Consider the following 22,084-nt stretch of genomic DNA (forward strand, 5'->3'; position numbering starts at 1 on the left):
GGGCTTGGAAAAAACGCCTTCAGCATTTAATGAAAAAGCTATACCTTCAAGCATGTCGCTCTGCTGGTATAGCCCCTTCTTTATCTTATGTTGCAACTCGTCAAGTATTAAAGCGATTTGCTCCAGTCATGCGTAATTGCACCCTCCAAATATCTTTCACAATCCAGTGCAGCCATACAACCGCTGCCTGCTGCTGTAATTGCTTGACGATATTTGCTGTCTTGAACATCTCCACAAGCGAACACGCCCGGTACATTCGTTTCAGATGTACCTGGTTTTACAACAATGTAACCATGATCGTCTGTATCGATTTGACCTGCTAGGAATTTCGTGTTTGGCGTATGGCCGATAGCGATAAAGATTCCGTCTGTCTCAATAACATCCTCTTCACCTGTCTCGTTGTCACGAACTTTAAGTCCAGTAACACCCATGCCAGTTGCTACAACCTCAACCGGTGTGCGGTTTAAGCTCCAGCTGATTTTCTCGTTCTCACGAGCGCGATCCTGCATGATTTTGGATGCGCGAAGCTCATCACGACGGTTAACAAGCTCTACGTTTGAAGCAAAACGAGTAAGGAAGTTTGCTTCCTCCATCGCAGAGTCGCCGCCGCCCACTACGATAATTTTTTTACCGCGGAAGAAGAAGCCATCGCAAGTTGCGCAAGTGCTTACGCCCCGGCCAACGTTTTCTTTCTCGCCTGGAATGCCGAGGTATCTAGCCGATGCACCAGTAGAAATAATAATGCTCTCCCCAACAAGCTCGCCGTGGCCTTCCACTTGAAGCTTGAATGGACGCTCTGACATATCCACGCTATTAACCCAACCCGTAATAAACTTAGCGCCAAAGCGCTCCGCTTGCTTACGCATGTTTTCCATCAGCTCAGGACCCATAATCCCTTCCGGGAAACCAGGGAAATTCTCTACCTCTGTTGTTGTCGTCAATTGACCGCCCGGTTCTGGACCTTCAATAATGAGTGGGCTCATGTTAGCGCGAGCCAAATAAATAGCTGCTGTAAGCCCCGCAGGACCAGTACCGATAATAATTGATTTGTACATAAGCTTCACCTCGTAAAAGTTTATTCGTCCTGTAATTCTTGCGTAAAGAAGACGGAACTCATCGACTTCATCTTTTCTTTGATGCCGCAAACTTCATCAATAATCTTGACGTTCTTGCTGACTGTCGCAATAGATGTACCGTATCTGGTTGAAACTTCGTGATAGGAAATAGCACGACGATGCATTTTTGCAGTCAAATATTCTAATGCGGCTGCCCAGCTCTCCGGCTTCGTAAGCTTCGGAGCATCTGGATATACTCGCGTCAAAAATTCCACCCATAAGGTCATCAAATCATGCTGCTGAACCAAATCATACTGCTTGCTCATGCGATCAAGAGCGATATCTGCAACAGACTGCCACTTATCTTCCCATACAGGCAGACTTGAAGGGACCCGGTTCGGCTCAATGACCGTTTCTTTGCCTTCCAGCACCACATGTAAAGGCTCTTGTACGCCCATTGTCCGGAGTACAAAGATGGCAATCCGTTTGAGATAATCATCCTCTTCCTTCTCGAGCAAAAACGTCTGAAGAACATCCTTCACTTCGCTGTCGGCGATCATCCCTAGAGCCTGAATAACCTGCAGCTTCGTGTCCTGGTCACCATGACGCAGCGCCCAGAAGAACGACGAGCGTACTAAAGGATCGCGCTTCAGATGATCGGGAATGCCATCGGAGGATTTCTCCCATAGCTTAAACTGCTCTTCGAACGGCAAATGATAGTGATAGCTGATGGCAGCCGTCTGCTGCCCGCTTCGTACCAGCTCAAGCTGCTCCATATAATAAAGAGGAATGCTTGATTTTGGATCGAGCTTGATTGTCTGCTTCCATAGGCGCTCTGCTTCCTGCAAACGTCCGATATTGCAAGCTGCAACAGCCGCGTAATGATACAGGCTTGGATCCTGAGTGAGCTCTGAGTCTTTGAGAAGTCTGGTGAAATGCTTATAAGCAGCACCATGCTCTCCTAAGATGCCCATTGTTGTTGCCAGTTTAAACACATGCTCTTGATGGAACGGTACCGTCTTCGCAAGCAGCTCAACAAGCGGCTTCAAGCTTTTTTCATCGTTCTTGTGCTGATAAAAAATAGCAAGGTTGCACAGCGCATGCAGGTTGCCCGCTTCAAGATCAAGCACTTCATGGATCGTATCCATCGCTTTATCGAACATGCCCATATAGTAGTAGGCCAATGCCAAATTATTTCGAGCAGCTAAAAAATCTGGCTGTCCTTCGATAATTTTCTCCAAAATGCGCACAGCCTCAGTGAATTTACCTTCCTCCAGCAGCGTGCGCGCCAAATCATGCTCGACCATGCCTTCACGAGACTTAATGTTGGTTAGACGAGTAGGACGCTCCAGTTCAAAATGCAGTAGATCCATCATATCTTCCGCTTCATCCAGAAACTGTCCTTCGGAGTCCTCTTCCAAATATCGAATAAGCGAGCCCTCGGCTGCTTCATATTGTTCTAAATTAGCAAAATTGTTCGCCATATAGAAATGGCACTCCGTCATCGTCGGATCAAGCTCATCTACAATCCAACCGAGGATTTTATTGGATTCCTCATAGTTGCCCATTTCAGAAAGAATGCCGGCCATATTACAATGGTTTACCGGATTCTCCGGCTCGTATTCGACGGCGCGACGAAAATATTTAAGTGCCTTGTCATAATGGAGCCGATCAAGCGATCGAACCGCACGTTCGAAAAAAAACGTAGCGTCCCATTGAACCGGTATGACTTTCGTCTGTTGATCTACGGCAACTCGTTTCTTTTCTTTCACCCGCAAGGCACCTCCCGTTACTTCCGATTTTATACGATTATACCATAGCAATACACCTGAGAACATGAAAGAATATGTGGGAAAATCGCGGATGGCAAATACACCACCCGCGATTTCCCGCGGCATTACTATTCATTTCGTTAGTTCTGCATTCCATTTGAACGTTTAGACACCATTGCTTTTGAACAATGTGCTAATGGAGCCGCCCTCCAAAATAATGCGTGTTGCTTCTGCAAGCAACGGCGCAACGGAAAGCACCTTGAAGCGTTCAGGAGTCGATTCCGGCAAGCTGATTGAGTCTGTTACGATGACTTCTCTAATATTGGGATGATCCAAACGCTCAATGGCAGAGCCGGAGAATAACGGATGCGTTGCGCATACAAATACATCCTCAGCGCCGCGCTCCTTCAAGCTTTCCACAACGTTAACAATCGTAGATCCCGTATCGATGAGATCCTCGATAATAATCGGAGTTTGACCTTCGACATCACCGATAACATGTGTGATAACTGATTCATTATGCGCAGGGCGTTTCTTGATCATAATCGCAAACGATGTATCCAAGTAGTTCGCTAGCTTCTCAGCAGTTGAAGCACGTCCTGCATCCGGCGATACAACAACCGGGTTCTTGATGTTTTTCGACTTCAAATAATCGCTGATTAAATCTAGCGCAGTCATATGATCGACTGGAATGTTGAAGAAGCCTTGAATAGCTGGAGCATGTAGGTCGATTGTAATCACTCGGTTCGCTCCTACTGTCGTGAGCACATCCGCCAGCATTTTCGCTGAAATCGGCTCCCGAGGTGCTGCTTTGCGCTCCTGACGCGCATAACCGTAATAAGGCATGATGATGTTGACCGTTCTTGCGGAAGCACGCTTCGCCGCATCAATCATAACAAGCAATTCGACAAAATGCTCGTTGATTGGATGTGAGAATGATTGTACGAGAAATACATCGCAATTCCGAATCGTTTCCTCGTAATGCACGTAAATCTCTCCGCTTTTAAAACGGGACATCTTGATCGCACCTAGCGTCAGACCAAGCTCTGCACTAATTTTCTGAGCCAATACCGGATTAGACGAACCCGAAAAAATACGCACCTTGTCGCTTAACATGATACCCTCCTGAGCGTTAAAACCAATTAATTTGACGGAACAAGTACTCGTCTTTGCCGGATCATTCGACAAAGCTTATTTGATCATCTATATTATACATGGAATTTACGATATTTCAAAAATCAATCATCACTAATTTTCGACAATTAAATGTCGCAAGCTGCTTAAAGCCAACTTCTTTGAGCAAATCGTACGCTTGATCCAAATATTGGCCTAGTCTTTCAGGCTGGTGAGCATCCGAACCAACCGTCAGCGGAATGCCTAGTTCCAGTGCATATTCCAGCATTCTACGGCTCGGAAACATCTCTGCTGCAGGTGTGCGAAGGCCCGATGCGTTGAGCTCAATCGCAAGTCCATGCTTCTTGACTGCCTCTAGTGCAGCGTTCTCCAAATGGGTAACATTTTCCTCCGGCTGAAAGCCAAAACGCTTGATGACATCAATATGTCCAATGTAGTCATAGAACCCGCTTGCGGCTGCTTTGCCCACGGCTGCGTAGTACTGTTCGTATACAGCCATACGATTGCGGCCTTCCCAGCCTCCCGTTTGCCGGAAATCGGTGATGTCCCACTCCTCAAGAAAATGAACAGAGCCAATCACATAGTCCCAAGGGTACGCGTTCACGATCGCAGCGATCTGCTCCTCGCAGCCTTCGATATAATCGCCTTCAAGCCCAACACGTATGTCGATTTGTCCCTTATACTTTTCCTTAAGCGCAAGGCATTCCTCCACATAACGCGGAAGCTCATCCATCGGCATAGCCATTTCCGGATAATAAGTCGCAGGGTCAACATGGAGCAGTGGCATATGATCGGAAAGGCCGAGCTGCACGAGTCCGATCTCTATGCCCTTCTTTACATATTCCTCTAGCTCTCCAACGGCATGACCACAGCGAGCATGATGCGTATGGTAATCGATAAACATGTGCGTACCGGCCTTTCTGCTGTCATTTATCATTCAGCTTCCATTATCTCATTTTATTTGTTGTTGGCTTGCCGTGACGATTGTTAATTTCGCTGATTACATCATCTAGCGGCAATCCGCGTTCACGAAGCAATACCATCAGGTGAAAAATAAGATCGCCAACCTCGCTGCGAAGCTCGTCGTTATCTTTATTCTTCGCTGCTATGATCACCTCGGATGCTTCTTCGCCTACTTTTTTCAAAATCTTATCTACACCTTTATCGAACAGGTATGAGGTGTAAGAGCCTTCAGGGCGCTCTGCGTAACGCTCGGCAATCACGCTCTCTAGTTGTCCAAGCGTAGCAAAGCGGTCTGCAGCGGATTGTCCAGCCTCTGAAGAAGCATCTGTGTTCCCAGCTACTTCAACCGAATTAAAGAAGCAGCTATAGCGCCCTGTGTGGCAAGCTGGACCTTTTTGCTCCACCTTAACGAGCAATGTATCACCGTCGCAATCATAAGCCAAAGAGACGATGCGCTGCGTATTACCGCTTGTCGCTCCTTTGTTCCAAAGCTCATTACGCGATCGGCTCCAATACCAAGTCACGCCGGATTCAACGGATAGCTGAAGTGATTCCTTATTCATATAAGCCATCATAAGCACTTCTTTGCTTTGCACATCTTGAACAATAGCTGGTACTAGCCCCGCATTGTCCCATTTAATTTTTGAGATAAGTTCATTATGATTGTTTTCCGTCATCGTACCTCTACTCCCTTCAAGCGCAAGTCGTCCTTCACTTCACGAATCGTCATTTCTTTATAGTGAAAAATCGTCGCAGCTAGAGCCGCATCCGCATGTGCCATTTGGAATACATCGTTAAAATGCTCGACTCTACCCGCTCCGCCCGAAGCAATGACAGGAATGCCTAGCGAATCTGACACCGCCTGCGTGAGCTTGATGTCGAAGCCGTCTTTGGTGCCATCGGCATCCATGCTAGTCAGCAAAATTTCACCTGCGCCTAGCTTCTCCACTTCACGTGCCCATTCGAGCGCCTTAATGCCAGTCGTTTTGCGTCCGCCGTGCGTGTAAACTTCCCATTCGCCCCACTCAGCATTAAACTTCGCATCAATCGCCACCACGATGCACTGTGATCCAAACTTGCGTGACCCCTCTTGAATGAGTGCCTTATTTAAAACCGCAGCTGTATTTACGCCGATTTTGTCCGCGCCGGCGCGCAGCAGCCGCTTCATGTCATCGACATGAGAAATGCCGCCGCCTACCGTAAACGGAATCGTAATTTCCCCAGCGGTCCGCTTGACCACTTCAATCATCGTCGCACGCCCTTCAACGGAAGCCGATATATCTAGAAATACAAGCTCATCTGCGCCCTCTTGGTCATAAGTGGCCGCCAGCTCGACTGGGTCGCCCGCATCGCGCAGGTTCACAAAATTAACACCCTTCACAACGCGGCCATCCTTCACGTCAAGACAAGGAATGATACGTTTCGCCAGCATATTGCACTCTCCTTTATGCCCGTAGTCGAGCTTAATTGTCTCTTTGGTAGTGCTTAGTAATACTTCGGAATACTTAGAGTTACTTTGATAAAATTGCTTGGATTAAGGAAGAAGCATCCTTACCAAGCAGCGAGTCTTAAACGATTTAATTGTTTAAGTAAGTAACTTGCTTGAATATCTATTGAAGCTTGTTATGCTTCGTTAATTTTAGTTAGTGCAAGAAAGTTGCCCAGTAGCTGCATGCCAAGCTCTCCGCTTTTTTCGGGGTGAAATTGCATGCCATATACGTTTCCGCGACCAACAATTGCTGTTACCTGCTGATAATAGTCTGTTGTTGCGAGCAGGTCGGAGCTTACCTCCGGCTTCGCATGGAACGAGTGTACGAAATAAACATGCCCTTCGGTCAACCCATTAAATAGAGGCGACTGCTCTTGAAGGAAAGACAGCTTGTTCCAGCCCATATGCGGTATCTTGTAATCCCCTGTGAAACGGCTAACTTTGCCGGGAAGAAGATTCAATCCCTCATTCGTTCCATATTCGTCACTTTCAGTGAAGAGAAGCTGCATGCCAAGGCAAATGCCGAGCAGCGGCTTACCAGAAGCTGCATACGCTTTAGTCACTTCATCCATCTTCGTTTCCCGCAGGTTTTGCATGGCATCGCCAAACGCACCAACGCCAGGAAGAATCGCTCCGTCTGAAGCTGCAATCGTCTCGGGATCGTCTGTTATAACCGCCTCGTATCCAAGACGCTCAACCGCTTTGCTTACGCTGTGGAGGTTACCCATCCCATAATCAATAATCGCGATCATACTAGAGCACTCCTTTCGTTGAAGGCACTCCTTGTACGCGAGGATCAATGCTTGTTGCTTCATCAAGCGCTCGTCCAAGCGCTTTGAACACCGCTTCAATCATGTGGTGCGTGTTTTTGCCGTAATGTACGATTACATGAAGCGTGATGCGTGATTCAAGTGCAAGCTTCCACAAAAACTCATGAACAAGCTCTGTCGAGAAGCTGCCTACTTGTGTAGATGGGTATTCGGCACGGTATTCAAAGTGTGGGCGGTTGCTCACATCAATAATAACCTGAGCCAGCGCCTCATCCATTGGTACAAATACACTAGCATAACGCTTAATGCCGCGTTTGTCGCCAAGCGCTTCACGAAGCGTTTGACCGATGCAAATTCCGATATCCTCTACCGTATGGTGATCATCGATGTCGATGTCGCCGCGTGCTTCTAATTCCAGATTAAACTGGCCGTGCTTAATAAATAGATCCAGCATATGGTTAAAGAAAGGGACATCTGTATCAATCTTTGCTTCACCTGTTCCATCTACTGCAAAAGTAAGCTTAATATCCGTTTCATTCGTCTTGCGTGCCACCGATGCTTCACGTACACGATTTTCCGACACTTTCATTCCTTCTTCCTATATGATTATGTTTGTTTTCATTATCTCAAATGCCCTGCCGCATTAGGGAATTCCAGCACATGCCGCTAAAGAGCATAAGAGTTATTACCTAGGTAATAACTCTCCTATACTTAATTGTTTGCCTAACAAATTTATCCATTTACGTTAAAATGTTTACCCGCGTTCCTTCTCAAGACGAACCTCGATTGCACGAGCGTGCCCTTCAAGTCCTTCATGACGAGCCAGCGTCATGATTTTATCGCCATTAGCCATCAACGCTTCTTTACTGTAGTAAATCAAGCTCGATTTCTTCAAGAAATCATCAACATTAACTGGCGATGAGAACCGTGCTGTGCCGTTTGTTGGAATGATGTGGTTAGGTCCAGCAAAATAATCCCCGACCGGCTCCGAGCTGTAAGGCCCAAGGAAAATAGCACCTGCGTTCTGAATGTAGCCGAGCAAACGCATCGGATCAACCGTCAGCACCTCTAAGTGTTCAGGCGCGATCTGATTAATAACGTCGATACCCGCTTCGAGCGAGTCGACCAGCAGTACAGCGCCATAGTTGTCGATGGAGCTGCGTGCAATGTCTTGACGCGGCAGGGTGGACAGCTGACGCTCCACCTCCGCTGCTACAGCTTCCGCAAGCTGCTGCGATGGCGTTACAAGGATCGCCGATGACATCTCATCGTGCTCCGCCTGCGACAGCAGATCCGCGGCTACATACGCGGGATCAGCTGAATCGTCAGCAAGCACGACGATTTCACTTGGCCCGGCGATACTGTCGATATCGACGGCACCGAATACGGCGCGCTTCGCAAGCGCCACATAAATATTGCCCGGTCCGCATATTTTATCGACCGGAGCAATCGTGGCCGTGCCGTACGCAAGCGCGGCTATGGCCTGTGCGCCGCCGACCCGGTACATCTCCTTGACGCCCGATTCCGCGGCGGCAACGAGAATATACGGGTCGATGCCTTCCGTGCCGCCAGTTGCCGGCGGCGTCACCATAACAATTTCCGGCACCCCAGCTACCTGTGCCGGTATAACATTCATCAGCACGGACGACGGATAAGCCGCCTTGCCTCCGGGCACATATACGCCGACCCGCTTGAGCGGTCGCATAATTTGCCCGAGCAGCGTTCCGTCCTGCTGCAAATCCATCCACGAGGTACGCATTTGCTTCTCGTGGAATACCCGAATGTTCACGGCTGCTTCGCGAATAGCCGTGAGAAAGTCGGCGTCAACATGCTCATACGCCGCCTGTATTTCCTCCTGCGTCACACGCAGCGACGCAGCGTCGAGCTTAACGCGGTCATGCTGCTCCGTATACCTCAGCAGTGCTGCATCCCCCTCAGACTTTACGTCTGCGACGATCTTCAAAGCAGACTCATTTTGCTCAGGTGTCCCATACTCCACCTCACGCTTCAAACCAAATTGCTCCGCTCGCATAATACGCATATCATCCACTCCTTCCAATACTCACAAGGCTATCTATCCGTTCAGTCCAGTATGCACTTCACTTGTCATGCCTCGTCTAAACATGAAATGCTGCAAGCCCTGCACTGCGTTTGTTCCGCTTCGGTGACAATCGCCATGCATTTCCCGCTCTTTCTGGACTCGCTTTATCCGCTCATTCTCTCTTCTTACTTACCTAATTCTGATCTCTCTTCTACCCCCGCTTAGCCAACGCTTCCTGCAAGCGATCACACAGTCCTTGAATCGCTTCATTCTTCATCCGGTAGCTTACTCGATTCGCGATTAAGCGGCTCGTAATACCGAAGATAGATTCCATCTCCACAAGCCCATTCTCACGAAGAGTTTGGCCGGTTTCCACCATATCGACGATGCGGTCAGCTAACCCGATCATTGGCGCAAGCTCGATGGAGCCATTTAGCTTAATGACCTCCACCTGCTGCCCGAGCTCACGGAAATACGCCGAAGCCACATTCGGGTATTTGGTCGCTACACGCGGATTCATAGTCGGCTTCCAATCCGGCATGCCAATAACAGACATCCGGCATTTGGCAATGCCAAGATCAAGCAGCTCATAAACATCTTTATTTTCCTCCATGAGCACGTCTTTGCCCACGATTCCGATGTCCGCTACGCCGTATTCCACATAAGTCGGTACGTCAACAGGCTTTGCCATAATGAACTCCATCCCTACCTCTGGAAGCTCAATGATCAGCTTGCGCGTATCATCAAAGTCGCTAGGAATCGGAAGCCCCGCTTCACGGAACAGCTTGGAAGCTACCTTATAAATGCGGCCCTTCGGCATCGCCACTTTCAATATATCTTTTGTCGCTCCGCTCATGTGGCGCTGCCTCCTTTAATTCCGCTTCCGTCAAATGTCAGCAATGCTGTGTAGGCTACGCCTTTATAAGTAAACGATTGCTGCTGTGCCTTATTTTTAAGCTCATCAAGAATTGCGTTATTCGCATCTACCCGCTCTGTTACAACGCTCGCACCCTGCCCGCGCAGTTCCTGTGCTTTAACAAGCGCCTCATTGCGTCCAGCAGTATCATAGATAACCAGTGTGCGTTCCGTTTCACTCTCAGCGCCATCGCCAAGCAGCTCCAGAATACGCGTCGTCTTGAGTGCAAATCCCGTTGCAGGAGCCGGTCTGCCGAACTGGGCCAGCAGGTTGTCATAACGGCCTCCACTTACAACCGGGAAGCCTAGATCAGCTGCATAACCCTCGAAAGTCATCCCTGTGTAATAGGAGAAGTCACCAATCATCGTCAGATCGATAAGCACATGCTCACAAACCCCGTACGCCTTCAGCACATCCCATATTTCGCACAAATGTTGAATGGACGCCCGCGCTTTATCATCCACATTCAGCTGCAGCGCTTGATCACAAATCTCTTGCCCGCCGCGTAGACGCAAAACACCCTCCAGCTCTTGCTGAACGGATTCATCCACGGATAATCCACGAAGCTGCTCGCGGTAACCTACAAAATCACGGCCTAACAAGCAGCTCTTCAACTGCTCCTGCGCTTCTGCACGGCCTGGCAAGGATTGCTCCAGCAAGCCGTTTAGGAACCCAACATGCCCAATAGCGATCTTGAAGCGCTCAACACCGGCAGCTTTAAGCGACGCGATTGCAAGAGCAACAACCTCTGCATCCGCTTCTGCTGAAGAATCACCAACTAGCTCTACGCCCGTTTGGAAAAATTCTGCCTCGCGGCCCGCCTCTTCCTCTATCGCCCGAAACACATTAGAGTGATACGACAGACGCTGCGGAAAATCCGCTTGCTTCAATAAGGATGACACCACACGAGCGATTGGCGACGTCATATCAGAGCGCAGCACCAGCGTTGTTCCACGATTGTTAAGCAGCTTGAATAACTTCTGATCGGATGTAGAGCTGGCTACACCTACTGTATCGTAATATTCCATTGTTGGAGTTATAATTTGTTCGTAGCCCCAGCCCTGCATGCAGGTAAGAACCTGACGTTCAATATGACGCAGCTTAGCCACTGCACTTGGCAAATAATCTTTAACGCCTATCGGCTTCTCAAATACTTTTGGTTTAGACATCCAATATCACCTTCGTTTACTTTATTGGTTTAAAGCGATACCATGTTACCATGCTAACAAATTAAAGAGTTTAGTCGTAATATTAGCATGAAAAGCTTATTTTCGTCAAGTTGAAATCGATCCGTTTTACGTCAAAAAAGAAAGCCTCGACCGGCTGCGAGACGAACTCGCACGGACGAAGCTTTCCATAGCCCATTAGTTTAAAATGTTGCGCACATTCTCATCAAATTCGCTTGGCACGACCATTTCGCTTCGTCTAATTTCCCGCATCGGATTGCCTCCTACAAATGCATAAGCAGGCACATCCTTATGGACAACTGATCCAGCAGCTACAATGGCATGATCGCCGATTGTTACACCTGGCAATATCGTCGTATTTGCTCCTATCATAACCTGAGAGCCTATCACGACGTCGCCGAGGCGATACTCCTTGATCAAATATTCATGAGTTAGAATGGTTGTATTATATCCGATAATTGTATTATTGCCTACCGTTATACGCTCGGGAAAAAAGACATCGACCATGACCATAAGTGCAAAAGCGGTATGTTCTCCGACCTTCATGCCGAGCAAACGGCGGTAAATCCAATTTTTTAACGGAAGAATCGGACAATAGCGCGCTAGCTGGATGCAAATGAAATTACGAACCGATTTAAATCGGCTGACCGTTGAATATACTTGCCACAGCGCGTTTGGCCCTTCCACCGGATATCGTTCAACTTTACGCAAATGTTTCCCGCTCCATTCCGACAAAGGAATAGAGATCGCGCATGTCGTGAATGACATGATGGGCTCCGGCATCCTTAAGGATTTGCTCGCCTTTTAGCGACCAAGCGACACCAACTGCTATCGCACCTGCTGCAATCGCCGACTCGATATCCACTGTGCTGTCTCCAACCATAATGGTCGTTGCCGGATCTGCGCCGAGCAGACCGATTGCTTTGCTCACTGGTTCTGGATGCGGCTTAGCATGAACAACATCATCAATCGTTACAATGGTATCCACGAAGTCGAACAGCCCAACGTATTTCAAGCCGCGTTCCGTTGTCAGACGCATTTTTGTCGTAACGACGCCAATTTGGATACCTTGTTTATGCATCCGCTCAATAACTTCTATGACGTAATCAAATGGTTTTACATATTCATCATGCAAACGCAGATTAACTTCGCGATACGCTGCCACAAGATGTGTTACTTCATCCAATCCCGAGAATAGCTTCATTTGATCCGTAAGCGGCTGCCCCATGCTTGGAATAATGTGCTCTCTTCCGAATCCTTCTGGTGCTACGCCTTGTAAAGACTCTATGAACGAGCGGATGATAAGCTCATTGGTGTCGATAATCGTGCCGTCCAAATCGAACAGCATCGTTTTGATATTGCCCGTCATCGATAAACCTCCCTAAATTACATTTAACGCTTGCCAGCCTCATCATCTTTTTTAGTGCCAACAGGTTGGTCTTTGCCCTTTTTCTCAGAATCCGATCCCACGTTACGCTCTGGCTTGCTAGTCGTAATTGGATCAAGGTAATGAGCGGATGCAAGTCCCGTCTTACGTCGCACGATAATAAGTACAACCGCACCAACGATTAAAAGCAGCGCCAGTACTTGTGAAATCCTTATGTTGCCGTACGCAGGATCCAAGTAACCTTGTTTGAACAATACCTCCATTGGAGTCCAGAGGCCATTAATAAACGATGCCAGCCACGATGGTCCTCTAAATGCAAGACTGTCCGTACGAAGCGCTTCTATAAAGAAACGGCCGATTGAATACCAGATAAAGTAGCTGGCCATCAGCTCGCCTGCGCGCAAAAACTTTTGGCGGCGAAGGATGAACAATATAGCAATACCGACCAAGCTCCATACGGATTCATACAAGAAAGCCGGGTGACGGTATTCACCTTGAATAAGCATTTGATCCACGATAAACGATGGTAAATGAAGTGTATTGCGAAGGAAAGACTCGCTAACCACGCCGCCATACGCCTCTTGGTTCATGAAATTTCCCCAACGACCAATCATTTGACCTGCAAGCAGTCCAGGTACACAAATGTCTACCAAGCGCCAGAAGTTATAGCCTTTATAGCGGAAATAGAAGAACCCGCAAATAAAAGCTCCGATTATCGCACCATATATCGCGATACCGCCATTCCATATTTTAAACACATCTACAAAGTTGCCTTTATAATCTTCCCATTTGAACGCTACATAATAAATTCGCGCTCCAATAATGGCGGAAGGGACGCCCAGCAGCAACAAATCCATGAAAAAATCCGGCTTAATTCCGAATCGTTTACCTTCTTGCACCGCGAGAAGCAGCCCCACTAATGCCGCTGTTCCCAAAATAATGCCATACCAATGCACTTCAATAGAGCCTAATGTGAAGGCAATTGGGTTTAATATCAATGTCTTCATTTAGTTATATCCCCTTTAGGTTCAATCGTATTCGTCCATATCGTCAGCGATCGTTTCCGTAAGCTTATTCGTAAACTGCAGCGCCGCATTGTAACCCATTCGTTTCAAGCGGAAATTCATTGCTGCCACCTCGATGATGACCGCTAAGTTACGACCGGGTCTTACTGGCACAGTTACGAGCGGAATGTCCGTCTCGATAATACGGGTCGTTTCTTCATCCAATCCAAGGCGATCATACTGCTTGTCCTGCTGCCAGTTTTCCAGCTTAATGACAAGGCCGATACGCTTCTGCGTCCGAACTGCCCCTGCGCCAAAAAGTGTCATTACATTAATAATACCCAGCCCTCTAATCTCGAGCAGGTGACGAATAAGCTCTGGCGCACTGCCGTGCAGCTGCGCATCGGAGGTTTGCATAATTTCTACTGCATCATCAGCGACAAGCCGGTGTCCGCGTTTGACAAGCTCTAGCGCCGTCTCGCTTTTACCGATGCCGCTTCCTCCAGTAATAAGCATTCCAACGCCATATACGTCAACAAGAACGCCATGAATCGTTGCTGTCGGAGCTAGCTTTCTCTCCAAAAAGTCCGTAATTCTGCTGGACAAAATGGTTGTAGCCACATTGCTTCTAAGCAGCGGAATTTGTTTCTCATTACATTGATCTACAAGCTCTTGAGGCGCTTCCAGCCCTCTTGTCAAAATAATGCAAGGTGTATCCTCGTTGCATAAACGAACCATACGATCCTTGCGCTCTTCACCGTCCAGCATATTTAGGAACGAGATTTCCGTTCTTCCAAGCAGCTGTACGCGCTCACTTGGATGGTAGTGGAAATATCCAGCCATTTCGAGTCCAGGCCGATACAAATCATCTACTGTAATGGCGCGCTTCATTCCATCCTCGCCCGCAATAATCTCAAGCTGAAATTGTTTAACGAGCTCAGATACTTTCACTTTTTTCGGCATCGTAGGGCCTCCCTCATATGACAACTGCTATTGTGTATATGTATGATATTTTCCAATGTCTTCATCGTAAAGGAAAAAGGCGCTGAACGCAACGTTTCCTCCGCTGCTCAGCGCCTTCGACTTATTTTATCGGTATACTTATCGGTTTTAATACATAACCAGGGTACTGCTCAATACTGAATGTTAACGGCTGCTTGTAATCTGCTGCTGGAATTTGATAAACATAGGTCACTTTATCTTCATTTGAATTCCACTGCACCCCCCGATTATCTGAAATAGGGTAAGATACACCAGCACCGTCCTTAAAGGTGCCGCCGTGCGGAAATAATGTATACCCCGGCTTCTTATCGATCTCATCCTGACTTAGCAAATCAAACTTCACTTCATACTCACCATTTAGCAGCTCTTTGCTGGCTAATAGAAGCCTATTATTCGGTGATGATAAAGTTTCTATTTTATCCGTATCCACCGTGATGCTTAAATTGTTTTCCGACAAATACAAACCGTCCGCAATTAAAGTTAACTTTTTGGGCTTAACGAAATAACTGCTCTTAAAGTGAAGGGTAATTGATGAATTAGAATCGCCAAACGCAGAATTCGACTCATATCGCCTGCCTTTCTCATCGACAAGCGCTATATTTATAAAACCATTTGCGTGTTTGTCATTATTTACATCTGCTTTGATTGTCACTGCTATTTGAAGCGGTGTTATGACAGCATTTTTCACCATAAAACGTTGTCCTCCGACCTCAACCTTTTGCTCGATCGAGATTTCTTCACGCATCCCCTCGAATCTTTTATGCTCAATTGGAAAATCAACCTTTAGCCACTGACCGCCAAGCAATAGGCTGAATTGCAAGCTCTCCGGCATTTTAGAACCTTCGCCCATTAGTATATCTAAATATTGATGCACAGGAACGCTTGAACCCTCGGTATCATCATTCGGATAATGCGATGAACCAATGGAAGCGACCAAATCCTTACCATCACTCGTTTTTAATTTATACTCCAGAAATCCTGTATTGCCGTTAATTCCTGGTCCCTCTACTGTATACAGAATAGCCATACGCTGATCATCGGCTATAATACCATCAACCGTAAAGGTGTAGCCGTTTTTCTCGTCCGAGAGCTTTACGGGCTGTATGAAATCATTTTCCATCGCAGTAATCAAGGACTTATCTCCTTGAATCAACTCAACAAACCCGCTGAATCCCGGAATTTCCTTCACAATCGACGCAAAGACAGGAGATACGCGAACGAACGCGGTTAGAAGCAGGATTACACTTAGCCCTGCAGCAATCATGCTCACACTCCATCTTTTTCTGTTTCTACGTATGGATCGCTTCCGCCCCTGCTCAATTCCACTTCGTATTGCTGCATCCAGCGCCAGCTCCGGCATCACAACAAGCTCCTGATTCACATGGTCAATGTCACTTCGCAGCGCCTGATTGGCTTGCCTGAACGGCGTCTCCTTGGCCTCGCTCATTTCGTATCTCCTCCTTCATATATGCCATATCTGCTCTTAGTCCTTTTAATGCTTTGTTCAGCCACGTTCGAATGGTCCCATCAGGCTTCTCCAATAGCTCAGCAATTTCAGTAATCGTCATATCTCGATAATATTTGAGTGTTATCACCATACGATAGTTAACCGGAAGCAGTTGAATCTGCGCAGCCATATCAAGGCGTGCTGCTGTCTCATCGTACTCAACTGTCTTTTCCCTCAAATCATATTGCTCGGCTATCGAATCGGTAGGACGCTCCCTTGTTTGCTTCTTCTTAGCATCCATACACACACGGATCAAAATACGAATGGCCCACGTTGTAAAAAATTTCGGCTCCCTTAATGTATGCTTTTTCGTCCATATCCGGCAAACCGTTTCTTGTATAGCCTCCAATGCATCCGACTCATTTCGCATATATGAATAAGCAATCCCATACATTTGATGCTTATCTAGATCAATACGCTGCAGCAGCGCCGTTTCATCGCCCCGTATAGCCGCTTCAGCCCACTCATCCTTATTCATGCCTCTTCCCTCCTGCCCAGGCTGCCTCTCATTTCTTCTACATTATTATTCCTGTTTTGTATTAGACAGCCGAAGCATGGAAACAGTTTTGTTTGACTCCTATTTATTTAATCGCAACAGCCATTTCGACAAAAACGACCTCTAGTTTAAATAAAAAAAGAACGATCGGATAATCCGACCGTTCTTCTTCCATACTATTTATTAAGCTTCAAAAATGTTAAGTTCTGTCGTTTTGTCGAACAAGTGTACTTTGTTCATGTCAAGCGCAAGCTTAACAGTTGTGCCATCACGTAGACCAGAGCGGCCGTCAACACGAGCGATAACTGTGTCAGTGCCGATACCGTTCAGGTACAAGTACATCTCGTGACCAAGGTTCTCAGCAACCTCAACATTTGCGTTCACGATTGTTTGTGGGGATGCTTCCAAGAATACTGGCTCTTCGTGAAGATCCTCTGGACGAATGCCAAGAATCACTTCTTTGCCGATGTAACCTTTCGAGCGAAGCGATGCTGCTTTGCCTTCTGGAACAACTACATCAACGCCGCTTGCTTTGAAGCGAAGCGCGCCGCCTTGCTCTGTAAGCGAACCGCTGATAAAGTTCATCGATGGAGCGCCGATAAAGCCAGCTACGAAGATGTTAACCGGGTGGTTATACAGTTCTTCTGGTGAAGCTGTTTGTTGAATGAAACCGTCTTTCATAACAACGATACGGTCACCCATTGTCATTGCCTCGATTTGGTCATGCGTTACATAGATAGTTGTTGTTTCAAGACGTTTTGTAAGCTTGCTGATTTCAGCGCGCATTTGTCCACGAAGTTTCGCGTCCAAGTTGGAAAGCGGCTCATCCATCAAGAATACTTGTGGCTCACGAACGATTGCGCGTCCTAGAGCGACACGTTGACGTTGACCACCGGAAAGTGCTTTTGGTTTACGGTCAAGCAAATGCTCGATATCTAGAATTTTAGCAGCTTCACGAACACGTTTGTCGATGTCTGCTTTTTTGAATTTACGAAGTTTAAGGCCGAAAGCCATGTTTTGGTAAACGTTCATGTGCGGGTACAACGCGTAGGATTGGAATACCATCGCGATGTCGCGGTCTTTAGGAGCTACATCGTTCACAAGGCGGTCGCCGATGAACAATTTGCCTTCGGAAATTTCTTCAAGGCCTGCAATCATACGAAGAGTTGTCGATTTACCGCAACCAGATGGTCCGACCAATACGAGAAACTCTTTGTCTTTAATATCTAAGTTAACGTCAGTAACCGATGCTTTGTCAGTACCCGGGTATTTTTTGTAAATGCCTTCTAAACGTACGCCTGCCATGATAATTTTCCCCCTAGAAAGAAATTTCGTTATGCCTATATCTTATCCCACTGGGGAGCTTGTGACTATGCACATACTTTACAAAAAAACTAATTTCTTTTCGTAACTTTGTACAATAGTAATATAATTTTGACTAGTACGGCATCCCTAAACTGACGAACATCTAAACCAGTCTCTTGTTTAAGCTTGTCTAAACGATATAATAATGTATTTCTATGAATGTATAATTTCTTCGCTGTCTCACTAACATTACAATCAAGCGTAAAAAATGTTTCCAATGTACTCAGCATTTCTGATTCAACGAATAGATCCGCTCTTTTTAACGACTGCTCCAAATATCTCGCACGATGGACTTCAGGAATTGCATTCAACAAACGTTCCAACTGAAGCATCCACGGCAAATAAATATTCGTTCCTACGTGGAATTTTCGGCCAAGATTAATCGTCTCCCGCAGCAGCATTGTCGTCTCAATCATACCTTTTGCTGGTGATGATGGATGAGCAACTGCGATGTGGCATTCACCAATCCACTCACTGGCAAGCATCTCATGCAATCCAAGCCCAATCGAAGCTAGACTATCCTCAATCGTCTCTTCCTCCTGCTCATCGAAAGCATCGGAATCCTCATCTCTCAGCAAGGACATCGAACCCCATATCAGCCATTCCTGGCTCTTGAGCGGAATAAGCAAGACATCGTCGGACATAAATGAACGCAGAAGTTTTTCTAATTCAGAATAGGTTGCATGCTTCGTGCCTGACTGCTCTGTAACGAGTAAGAAAGGTATCATTTCATTAAATAAGCGACTGCCAACGGTTAAATGATCAGGTAAGGAATATGCGGGCTCATCCGATTCCAACTGCTTCTGAATCCAATCTCCAAGCTTAAGCGCTTGCCTCTCTGATTCAGAGAGCGCCGCATTTTTTTTCTCCATTAAATGTCCGCGGTTAAGCTGCAAAGTCCAGCTTATCAATTCCTTCTCTGTTGCCTGAAGCGATGGACAATCGATTTCTAATAAATCCACTTCATATTCCGCAGATGAAATGACAATCCACGTTTTTTCGTCTTTTTCTACGCGTTGGCCCTCTATAGGAGAAGATCCTATATGATCGCCTAACCACACCACATCAGCATTGCTAATTAAATCGTTCCACTCCGCTATAGATTTCGAAACAGCATGTACCGGACAGTTCAAAATGTGCTTCAGCGGCTTCAACCAGTCTGTCGTGCTCATTTCTCTATCTCCAATCTCCACAAGCATTTGCGGCTGCGTGCTTCCTCCTATGGGAGGACACCTATTGCGATTAGCAGCTCCATATAAGCGGATTAATAAGTAAAAAAAGTTTATTCGCACCTTAATGTGGAATAACGCTTTTTCCCGTCATTGTACCACAAGAGCTTGCTTAATTCAGCCTATTACCAGTAAAAGAATGATTGACAAGAGCGCGAATAACGCAGCAATTAAATATAGAAACGAAACCGTTTGAACCTGACTCAGTCCCCATTTCATCAAAAGATGATGCGTATGCAGCTTGTCCGCATGATGCAAGCCTTTACCGCTTATAAGCCTGCGCAGCATGACATAAGCCGTGTCAAATATAGGCAATCCAAGCGCCAGTAATGGAACTAGCAAGGTAATGAATGTTGCTTTCTTAAACGCTCCATCAACAGCAATTACAGCAAGCGTAAAGCCTAGGAAGGTTGCTCCTGCGTCACCCATAAAAATTCTGGCTGGATAAAAATTATGAACCAAAAAACCAAAGCATGCTCCGGCTACAATAATGGCAAGAATAGCGGTGCTTGGCTGACCTTTGACGAGCGCCACCGTCAATAGCGTTAGTGCTGACAGCGTACATACCCCTGAAGCCAGCCCATCTACGCCATCAATAAAGTTAATCATATTGATTAACGCGAAAACCCATAGCATCGTTGTCAGCCACGACACCCAATCGGGAAATGAAATAAACAAATGTGTAAACGGATTGGTGATACCCGCAATTTTGATGTGAAATAAGCTTGGGATTGACGCAGCACCCATATAGAGAATGACACGCGGCCATATAGGAAAGTCTTTCCCTTTTGCCTTTGACGCATCATCAAGAAGTCCAATAATTACGAGTACTGTTCCACCCGTAACTATGGTCCAAGTGAGCGGAGTGAACCCGATAAAAATAAACATCGTAACGATGCAGCCAACAAAAATAGCCGCGCCACCCATGAGAGGGATCGGCTTGTTATGTATTTTTCTCTGATTAGGACGATCGACAAAACCAAGTCGCAGCGCAAATACACGAAGCGGTGGTACGCTTGCAAATACGATCGCGAAGCTAATTAAAACCGCTAATCCGTATACCATTGCAACTACCCCTTTTTCTATTTCATTCCTATATGTATACATTGTTCCCTTATATCGATAAAATACAAGAAACAAATCAAACCTGTTTGACCAAATAACATCTGCCATGGTACTATCTATTCAAAGTTTACTTATCGGATTAATGTAATTTTTTATCCTACTATTTATTTGAAAAAGAGGAGTGCACCCATGTCCAAGATTGTAATTATTTCAGGCAGTCCAAATGCTTCATCCCGTTTAAATGGCATAACACAGTACGTAGAGCAACAATTGATAACAAAAAGTCTTTCGGTTGATACCATAACCGTGGTTTCTTTGCCAGCCGAAGATCTAATTCACGCTCGTTTTGGCAGCCCTGCTATTATAGAAGCCAATCAGCTTGTCGAGAATGCGGATGCTGTTATTATTGCAAGCCCAGTTTACAAGGCATCTTATACAGGCGTTCTAAAAACGTTTCTAGATCTACTGCCGCAGAAAGGACTTGATGGTAAAATCATTGCTCCTCTGTTTATCGGCGGCACCATCGCTCATCTACTCTCTATTGACTATTCCCTCAAGCCGGTACTCGCATCCATGGGCGCGAAATTATATGTAAGCGGAGTGTACGCCGTTGATTCCCAAATCGAGCGTTCACAAGAGCCAAATGAAGCTCCAGTATTTGAATTAAATGATGAACTTAAACTTCGTCTAAACGAAACGGTAAACGAGCTTGTTTATGAATTGAATCTACGGAGTAAAAACTAAGATTCATTCATTATCTGGTTTTAACTATGCAAAAAAAGAGTTTGCCCACTTTAATGATGGGCAAACTCTTTTTTATTTCGATTATAATCAAACAAAAAAACCGTAGATCCTAAGATCTGCGGTTGTATAGGTTTGTTTAGAAAAAAATGGTGAGCCATGTAGGATTCGAACCTACGACACCCTGATTAAAAGTCAGGTGCTCTACCAACTGAGCTAATGGCTCTTGCTGTAAAAGAAATGGTGGAGGATGATGGATTCGAACCACCGAACTCAGAGAGAGCAGATTTACAGTCTGCCGTGTTTAGCCACTTCACTAATCCTCCATACTATTACTTATTTCTCGTCGTAACGAAAAATAAAGTGGTGGCTCGGGACGGAATCGAACCGCCGACACGAGGATTTTCAGTCCTCTGCTCTACCGACTGAGCTACCGAGCCTTACTTTAAAGAAAAATGGCGGAGCTGACGGGATTCGAACCCGCGGTCTCCTGCGTGACAGGCAGGCATGTTGGGCCACTACACCACAGCTCCAAGTGGATCCGGTCATAAAACCGAATAAGTACATATGGTGGAGGATGACGGGATCGAACCGCCGACCCTCTGCTTGTAAGGCAGATGCTCTCCCAGCTGAGCTAATCCTCCAGATGTTACGATAAAAAAGGTAATGGTAGCGGCGAAGGGGATCGAACCCCCGACCTCACGGGTATGAACCGTACGCTCTAGCCAGCTGAGCTACACCGCCACGCTTGTCCCCCGAATAGTTGTCGATTGCAGCGTTCGGGGACGCTTGCAAAGTCAGAACATTACGCCCTGAAAACTGGATACGAAAGATTAGGCTTGCTGAAGCCTTAATGCTGCTGTCTACTGGATGTATGGGTCACAGTAAACGTGTTTAGGATAAGCCCTCGACCGATTAGTATTCGTCAGCTACACACATTGCTGTGCTTCCACCCCGAACC

The 22,084-nt window shown here is 46.5% G+C and carries 21 protein-coding genes and 6 tRNA genes; 1 reads left to right on the plus strand and 26 read right to left on the minus strand.

What is annotated here, in order from left to right:
• Nucleotides 1-107: 107 nt before the first annotated feature.
• The 20 genes from trxB to AC1DOV_RS32160 form a co-directional block, all read right to left on the minus strand.
• Nucleotides 108-1,055, minus strand: a complete 948-nt coding sequence (trxB, locus tag AC1DOV_RS32065; RefSeq protein WP_076270750.1) for a thioredoxin-disulfide reductase — start codon at nucleotides 1,053-1,055, stop codon at nucleotides 108-110.
• 20 nt (nucleotides 1,056-1,075) lie between these two features.
• A complete protein-coding gene (locus AC1DOV_RS32070; RefSeq protein WP_477551949.1) occupies nucleotides 1,076-2,827 on the minus strand; it encodes a tetratricopeptide repeat protein in 1,752 nt (583 codons plus the stop codon).
• A gap of 165 nt (nucleotides 2,828-2,992) precedes the next feature.
• Nucleotides 2,993-3,943, minus strand: a complete 951-nt coding sequence (locus AC1DOV_RS32075; protein ID WP_076270752.1) for a ribose-phosphate diphosphokinase — start codon at nucleotides 3,941-3,943, stop codon at nucleotides 2,993-2,995.
• 115 nt (nucleotides 3,944-4,058) lie between these two features.
• On the minus strand, nucleotides 4,059-4,865 hold the full coding sequence (gene hisJ / locus AC1DOV_RS32080) for a histidinol-phosphatase HisJ (protein ID WP_477551950.1): 807 nt from the start codon (nucleotides 4,863-4,865) through the stop codon (nucleotides 4,059-4,061).
• A 43-nt stretch (nucleotides 4,866-4,908) separates the two neighbouring features.
• On the minus strand, nucleotides 4,909-5,601 hold the full coding sequence (gene hisIE / locus AC1DOV_RS32085) for a bifunctional phosphoribosyl-AMP cyclohydrolase/phosphoribosyl-ATP diphosphatase HisIE (protein ID WP_441886390.1): 693 nt from the start codon (nucleotides 5,599-5,601) through the stop codon (nucleotides 4,909-4,911).
• Nucleotides 5,598-6,356 carry an imidazole glycerol phosphate synthase subunit HisF gene (gene hisF, locus AC1DOV_RS32090; protein ID WP_477551951.1) on the minus strand — a complete coding sequence of 253 codons (759 nt, stop codon included), beginning with the start codon at nucleotides 6,354-6,356 and terminating at the stop codon, nucleotides 5,598-5,600. The genes hisIE and hisF overlap by 4 nt, the downstream gene beginning before the upstream one ends.
• Before the next feature lie 191 nt (nucleotides 6,357-6,547).
• Nucleotides 6,548-7,165, minus strand: a complete 618-nt coding sequence (hisH, locus tag AC1DOV_RS32095) for an imidazole glycerol phosphate synthase subunit HisH (RefSeq protein ID WP_477551952.1) — start codon at nucleotides 7,163-7,165, stop codon at nucleotides 6,548-6,550.
• 1 nt (nucleotide 7,166) lies between these two features.
• Nucleotides 7,167-7,766, minus strand: a complete 600-nt coding sequence (gene hisB / locus AC1DOV_RS32100; protein WP_372239028.1) for an imidazoleglycerol-phosphate dehydratase HisB — start codon at nucleotides 7,764-7,766, stop codon at nucleotides 7,167-7,169.
• Between the two features lie 171 nt (nucleotides 7,767-7,937).
• Nucleotides 7,938-9,224, minus strand: a complete 1,287-nt coding sequence (gene hisD, locus AC1DOV_RS32105; protein WP_076270757.1) for a histidinol dehydrogenase — start codon at nucleotides 9,222-9,224, stop codon at nucleotides 7,938-7,940.
• 211 nt (nucleotides 9,225-9,435) lie between these two features.
• Nucleotides 9,436-10,080 carry an ATP phosphoribosyltransferase gene (gene hisG / locus AC1DOV_RS32110; protein ID WP_076270758.1) on the minus strand — a complete coding sequence of 215 codons (645 nt, stop codon included), beginning with the start codon at nucleotides 10,078-10,080 and terminating at the stop codon, nucleotides 9,436-9,438.
• Nucleotides 10,077-11,309 carry an ATP phosphoribosyltransferase regulatory subunit gene (locus AC1DOV_RS32115; protein ID WP_477551953.1) on the minus strand — a complete coding sequence of 411 codons (1,233 nt, stop codon included), beginning with the start codon at nucleotides 11,307-11,309 and terminating at the stop codon, nucleotides 10,077-10,079. Before AC1DOV_RS32115 ends, hisG begins: the two co-directional genes overlap by 4 nt.
• Before the next feature lie 195 nt (nucleotides 11,310-11,504).
• Nucleotides 11,505-12,038: an acyltransferase gene (locus tag AC1DOV_RS32120; protein ID WP_477551954.1), complete on the minus strand. Its 534-nt coding sequence runs from the start codon at nucleotides 12,036-12,038 to the stop codon at nucleotides 11,505-11,507.
• A complete protein-coding gene (gene ppaX, locus AC1DOV_RS32125; protein WP_076270761.1) occupies nucleotides 12,031-12,696 on the minus strand; it encodes a pyrophosphatase PpaX in 666 nt (221 codons plus the stop codon). The genes AC1DOV_RS32120 and ppaX overlap by 8 nt, the downstream gene beginning before the upstream one ends.
• A 23-nt stretch (nucleotides 12,697-12,719) precedes the next feature.
• Nucleotides 12,720-13,721 carry a prolipoprotein diacylglyceryl transferase gene (gene lgt / locus AC1DOV_RS32130; RefSeq protein WP_441886373.1) on the minus strand — a complete coding sequence of 334 codons (1,002 nt, stop codon included), beginning with the start codon at nucleotides 13,719-13,721 and terminating at the stop codon, nucleotides 12,720-12,722.
• 21 nt (nucleotides 13,722-13,742) lie between these two features.
• The gene (gene hprK / locus AC1DOV_RS32135) at nucleotides 13,743-14,681 is read right to left on the minus strand and encodes an HPr(Ser) kinase/phosphatase (protein ID WP_076270762.1); all 939 of its coding nucleotides are present in this window, start codon (nucleotides 14,679-14,681) and stop codon (nucleotides 13,743-13,745) included.
• A gap of 121 nt (nucleotides 14,682-14,802) precedes the next feature.
• Nucleotides 14,803-16,167 (minus strand): DUF4179 domain-containing protein, encoded by a 1,365-nt coding sequence (locus AC1DOV_RS32140; protein ID WP_477551955.1) that lies wholly within the window; start codon nucleotides 16,165-16,167, stop codon nucleotides 14,803-14,805.
• The gene (locus AC1DOV_RS32145) at nucleotides 16,112-16,705 is read right to left on the minus strand and encodes a sigma-70 family RNA polymerase sigma factor (protein WP_477551956.1); all 594 of its coding nucleotides are present in this window, start codon (nucleotides 16,703-16,705) and stop codon (nucleotides 16,112-16,114) included. Before AC1DOV_RS32145 ends, AC1DOV_RS32140 begins: the two co-directional genes overlap by 56 nt.
• A gap of 201 nt (nucleotides 16,706-16,906) precedes the next feature.
• Nucleotides 16,907-18,028, minus strand: a complete 1,122-nt coding sequence (locus tag AC1DOV_RS32150; protein ID WP_076270765.1) for an ABC transporter ATP-binding protein — start codon at nucleotides 18,026-18,028, stop codon at nucleotides 16,907-16,909.
• An 89-nt stretch (nucleotides 18,029-18,117) separates the two neighbouring features.
• Nucleotides 18,118-19,260 carry a PucR family transcriptional regulator gene (locus AC1DOV_RS32155; protein ID WP_076270774.1) on the minus strand — a complete coding sequence of 381 codons (1,143 nt, stop codon included), beginning with the start codon at nucleotides 19,258-19,260 and terminating at the stop codon, nucleotides 18,118-18,120.
• A 174-nt stretch (nucleotides 19,261-19,434) separates the two neighbouring features.
• On the minus strand, nucleotides 19,435-20,382 hold the full coding sequence (locus AC1DOV_RS32160) for a glycosyltransferase family 4 protein (protein ID WP_076270766.1): 948 nt from the start codon (nucleotides 20,380-20,382) through the stop codon (nucleotides 19,435-19,437).
• Between the two features lie 189 nt (nucleotides 20,383-20,571).
• Between AC1DOV_RS32160 and ssuE the strand changes: the two genes are divergently transcribed.
• The gene (gene ssuE / locus AC1DOV_RS32165; RefSeq protein WP_441886357.1) at nucleotides 20,572-21,126 is read left to right on the plus strand and encodes an NADPH-dependent FMN reductase; all 555 of its coding nucleotides are present in this window, start codon (nucleotides 20,572-20,574) and stop codon (nucleotides 21,124-21,126) included.
• A 147-nt stretch (nucleotides 21,127-21,273) separates the two neighbouring features.
• On the opposite strand, the gene AC1DOV_RS32170 is transcribed toward ssuE, so the two are convergent.
• The 6 genes from AC1DOV_RS32170 to AC1DOV_RS32195 all read right to left on the minus strand — a co-directional run bounded on the left by AC1DOV_RS32170 (nucleotide 21,274) and on the right by AC1DOV_RS32195 (nucleotide 21,867).
• Nucleotides 21,274-21,349, minus strand: a tRNA-Lys gene (locus tag AC1DOV_RS32170).
• A 15-nt stretch (nucleotides 21,350-21,364) separates the two neighbouring features.
• Nucleotides 21,365-21,449 (minus strand) — tRNA-Tyr (locus AC1DOV_RS32175).
• A gap of 38 nt (nucleotides 21,450-21,487) precedes the next feature.
• Nucleotides 21,488-21,563: transfer RNA gene (locus tag AC1DOV_RS32180), tRNA-Phe, on the minus strand.
• Between the two features lie 16 nt (nucleotides 21,564-21,579).
• A tRNA-Asp gene (locus AC1DOV_RS32185) sits at nucleotides 21,580-21,656 on the minus strand.
• 35 nt (nucleotides 21,657-21,691) lie between these two features.
• A tRNA-Val gene (locus AC1DOV_RS32190) sits at nucleotides 21,692-21,767 on the minus strand.
• 23 nt (nucleotides 21,768-21,790) lie between these two features.
• Nucleotides 21,791-21,867: transfer RNA gene (locus tag AC1DOV_RS32195), tRNA-Met, on the minus strand.
• Nucleotides 21,868-22,084: the final 217 nt, after the last annotated feature.

Source organism: Paenibacillus sp. 01T47 (genome assembly GCF_056398245.1).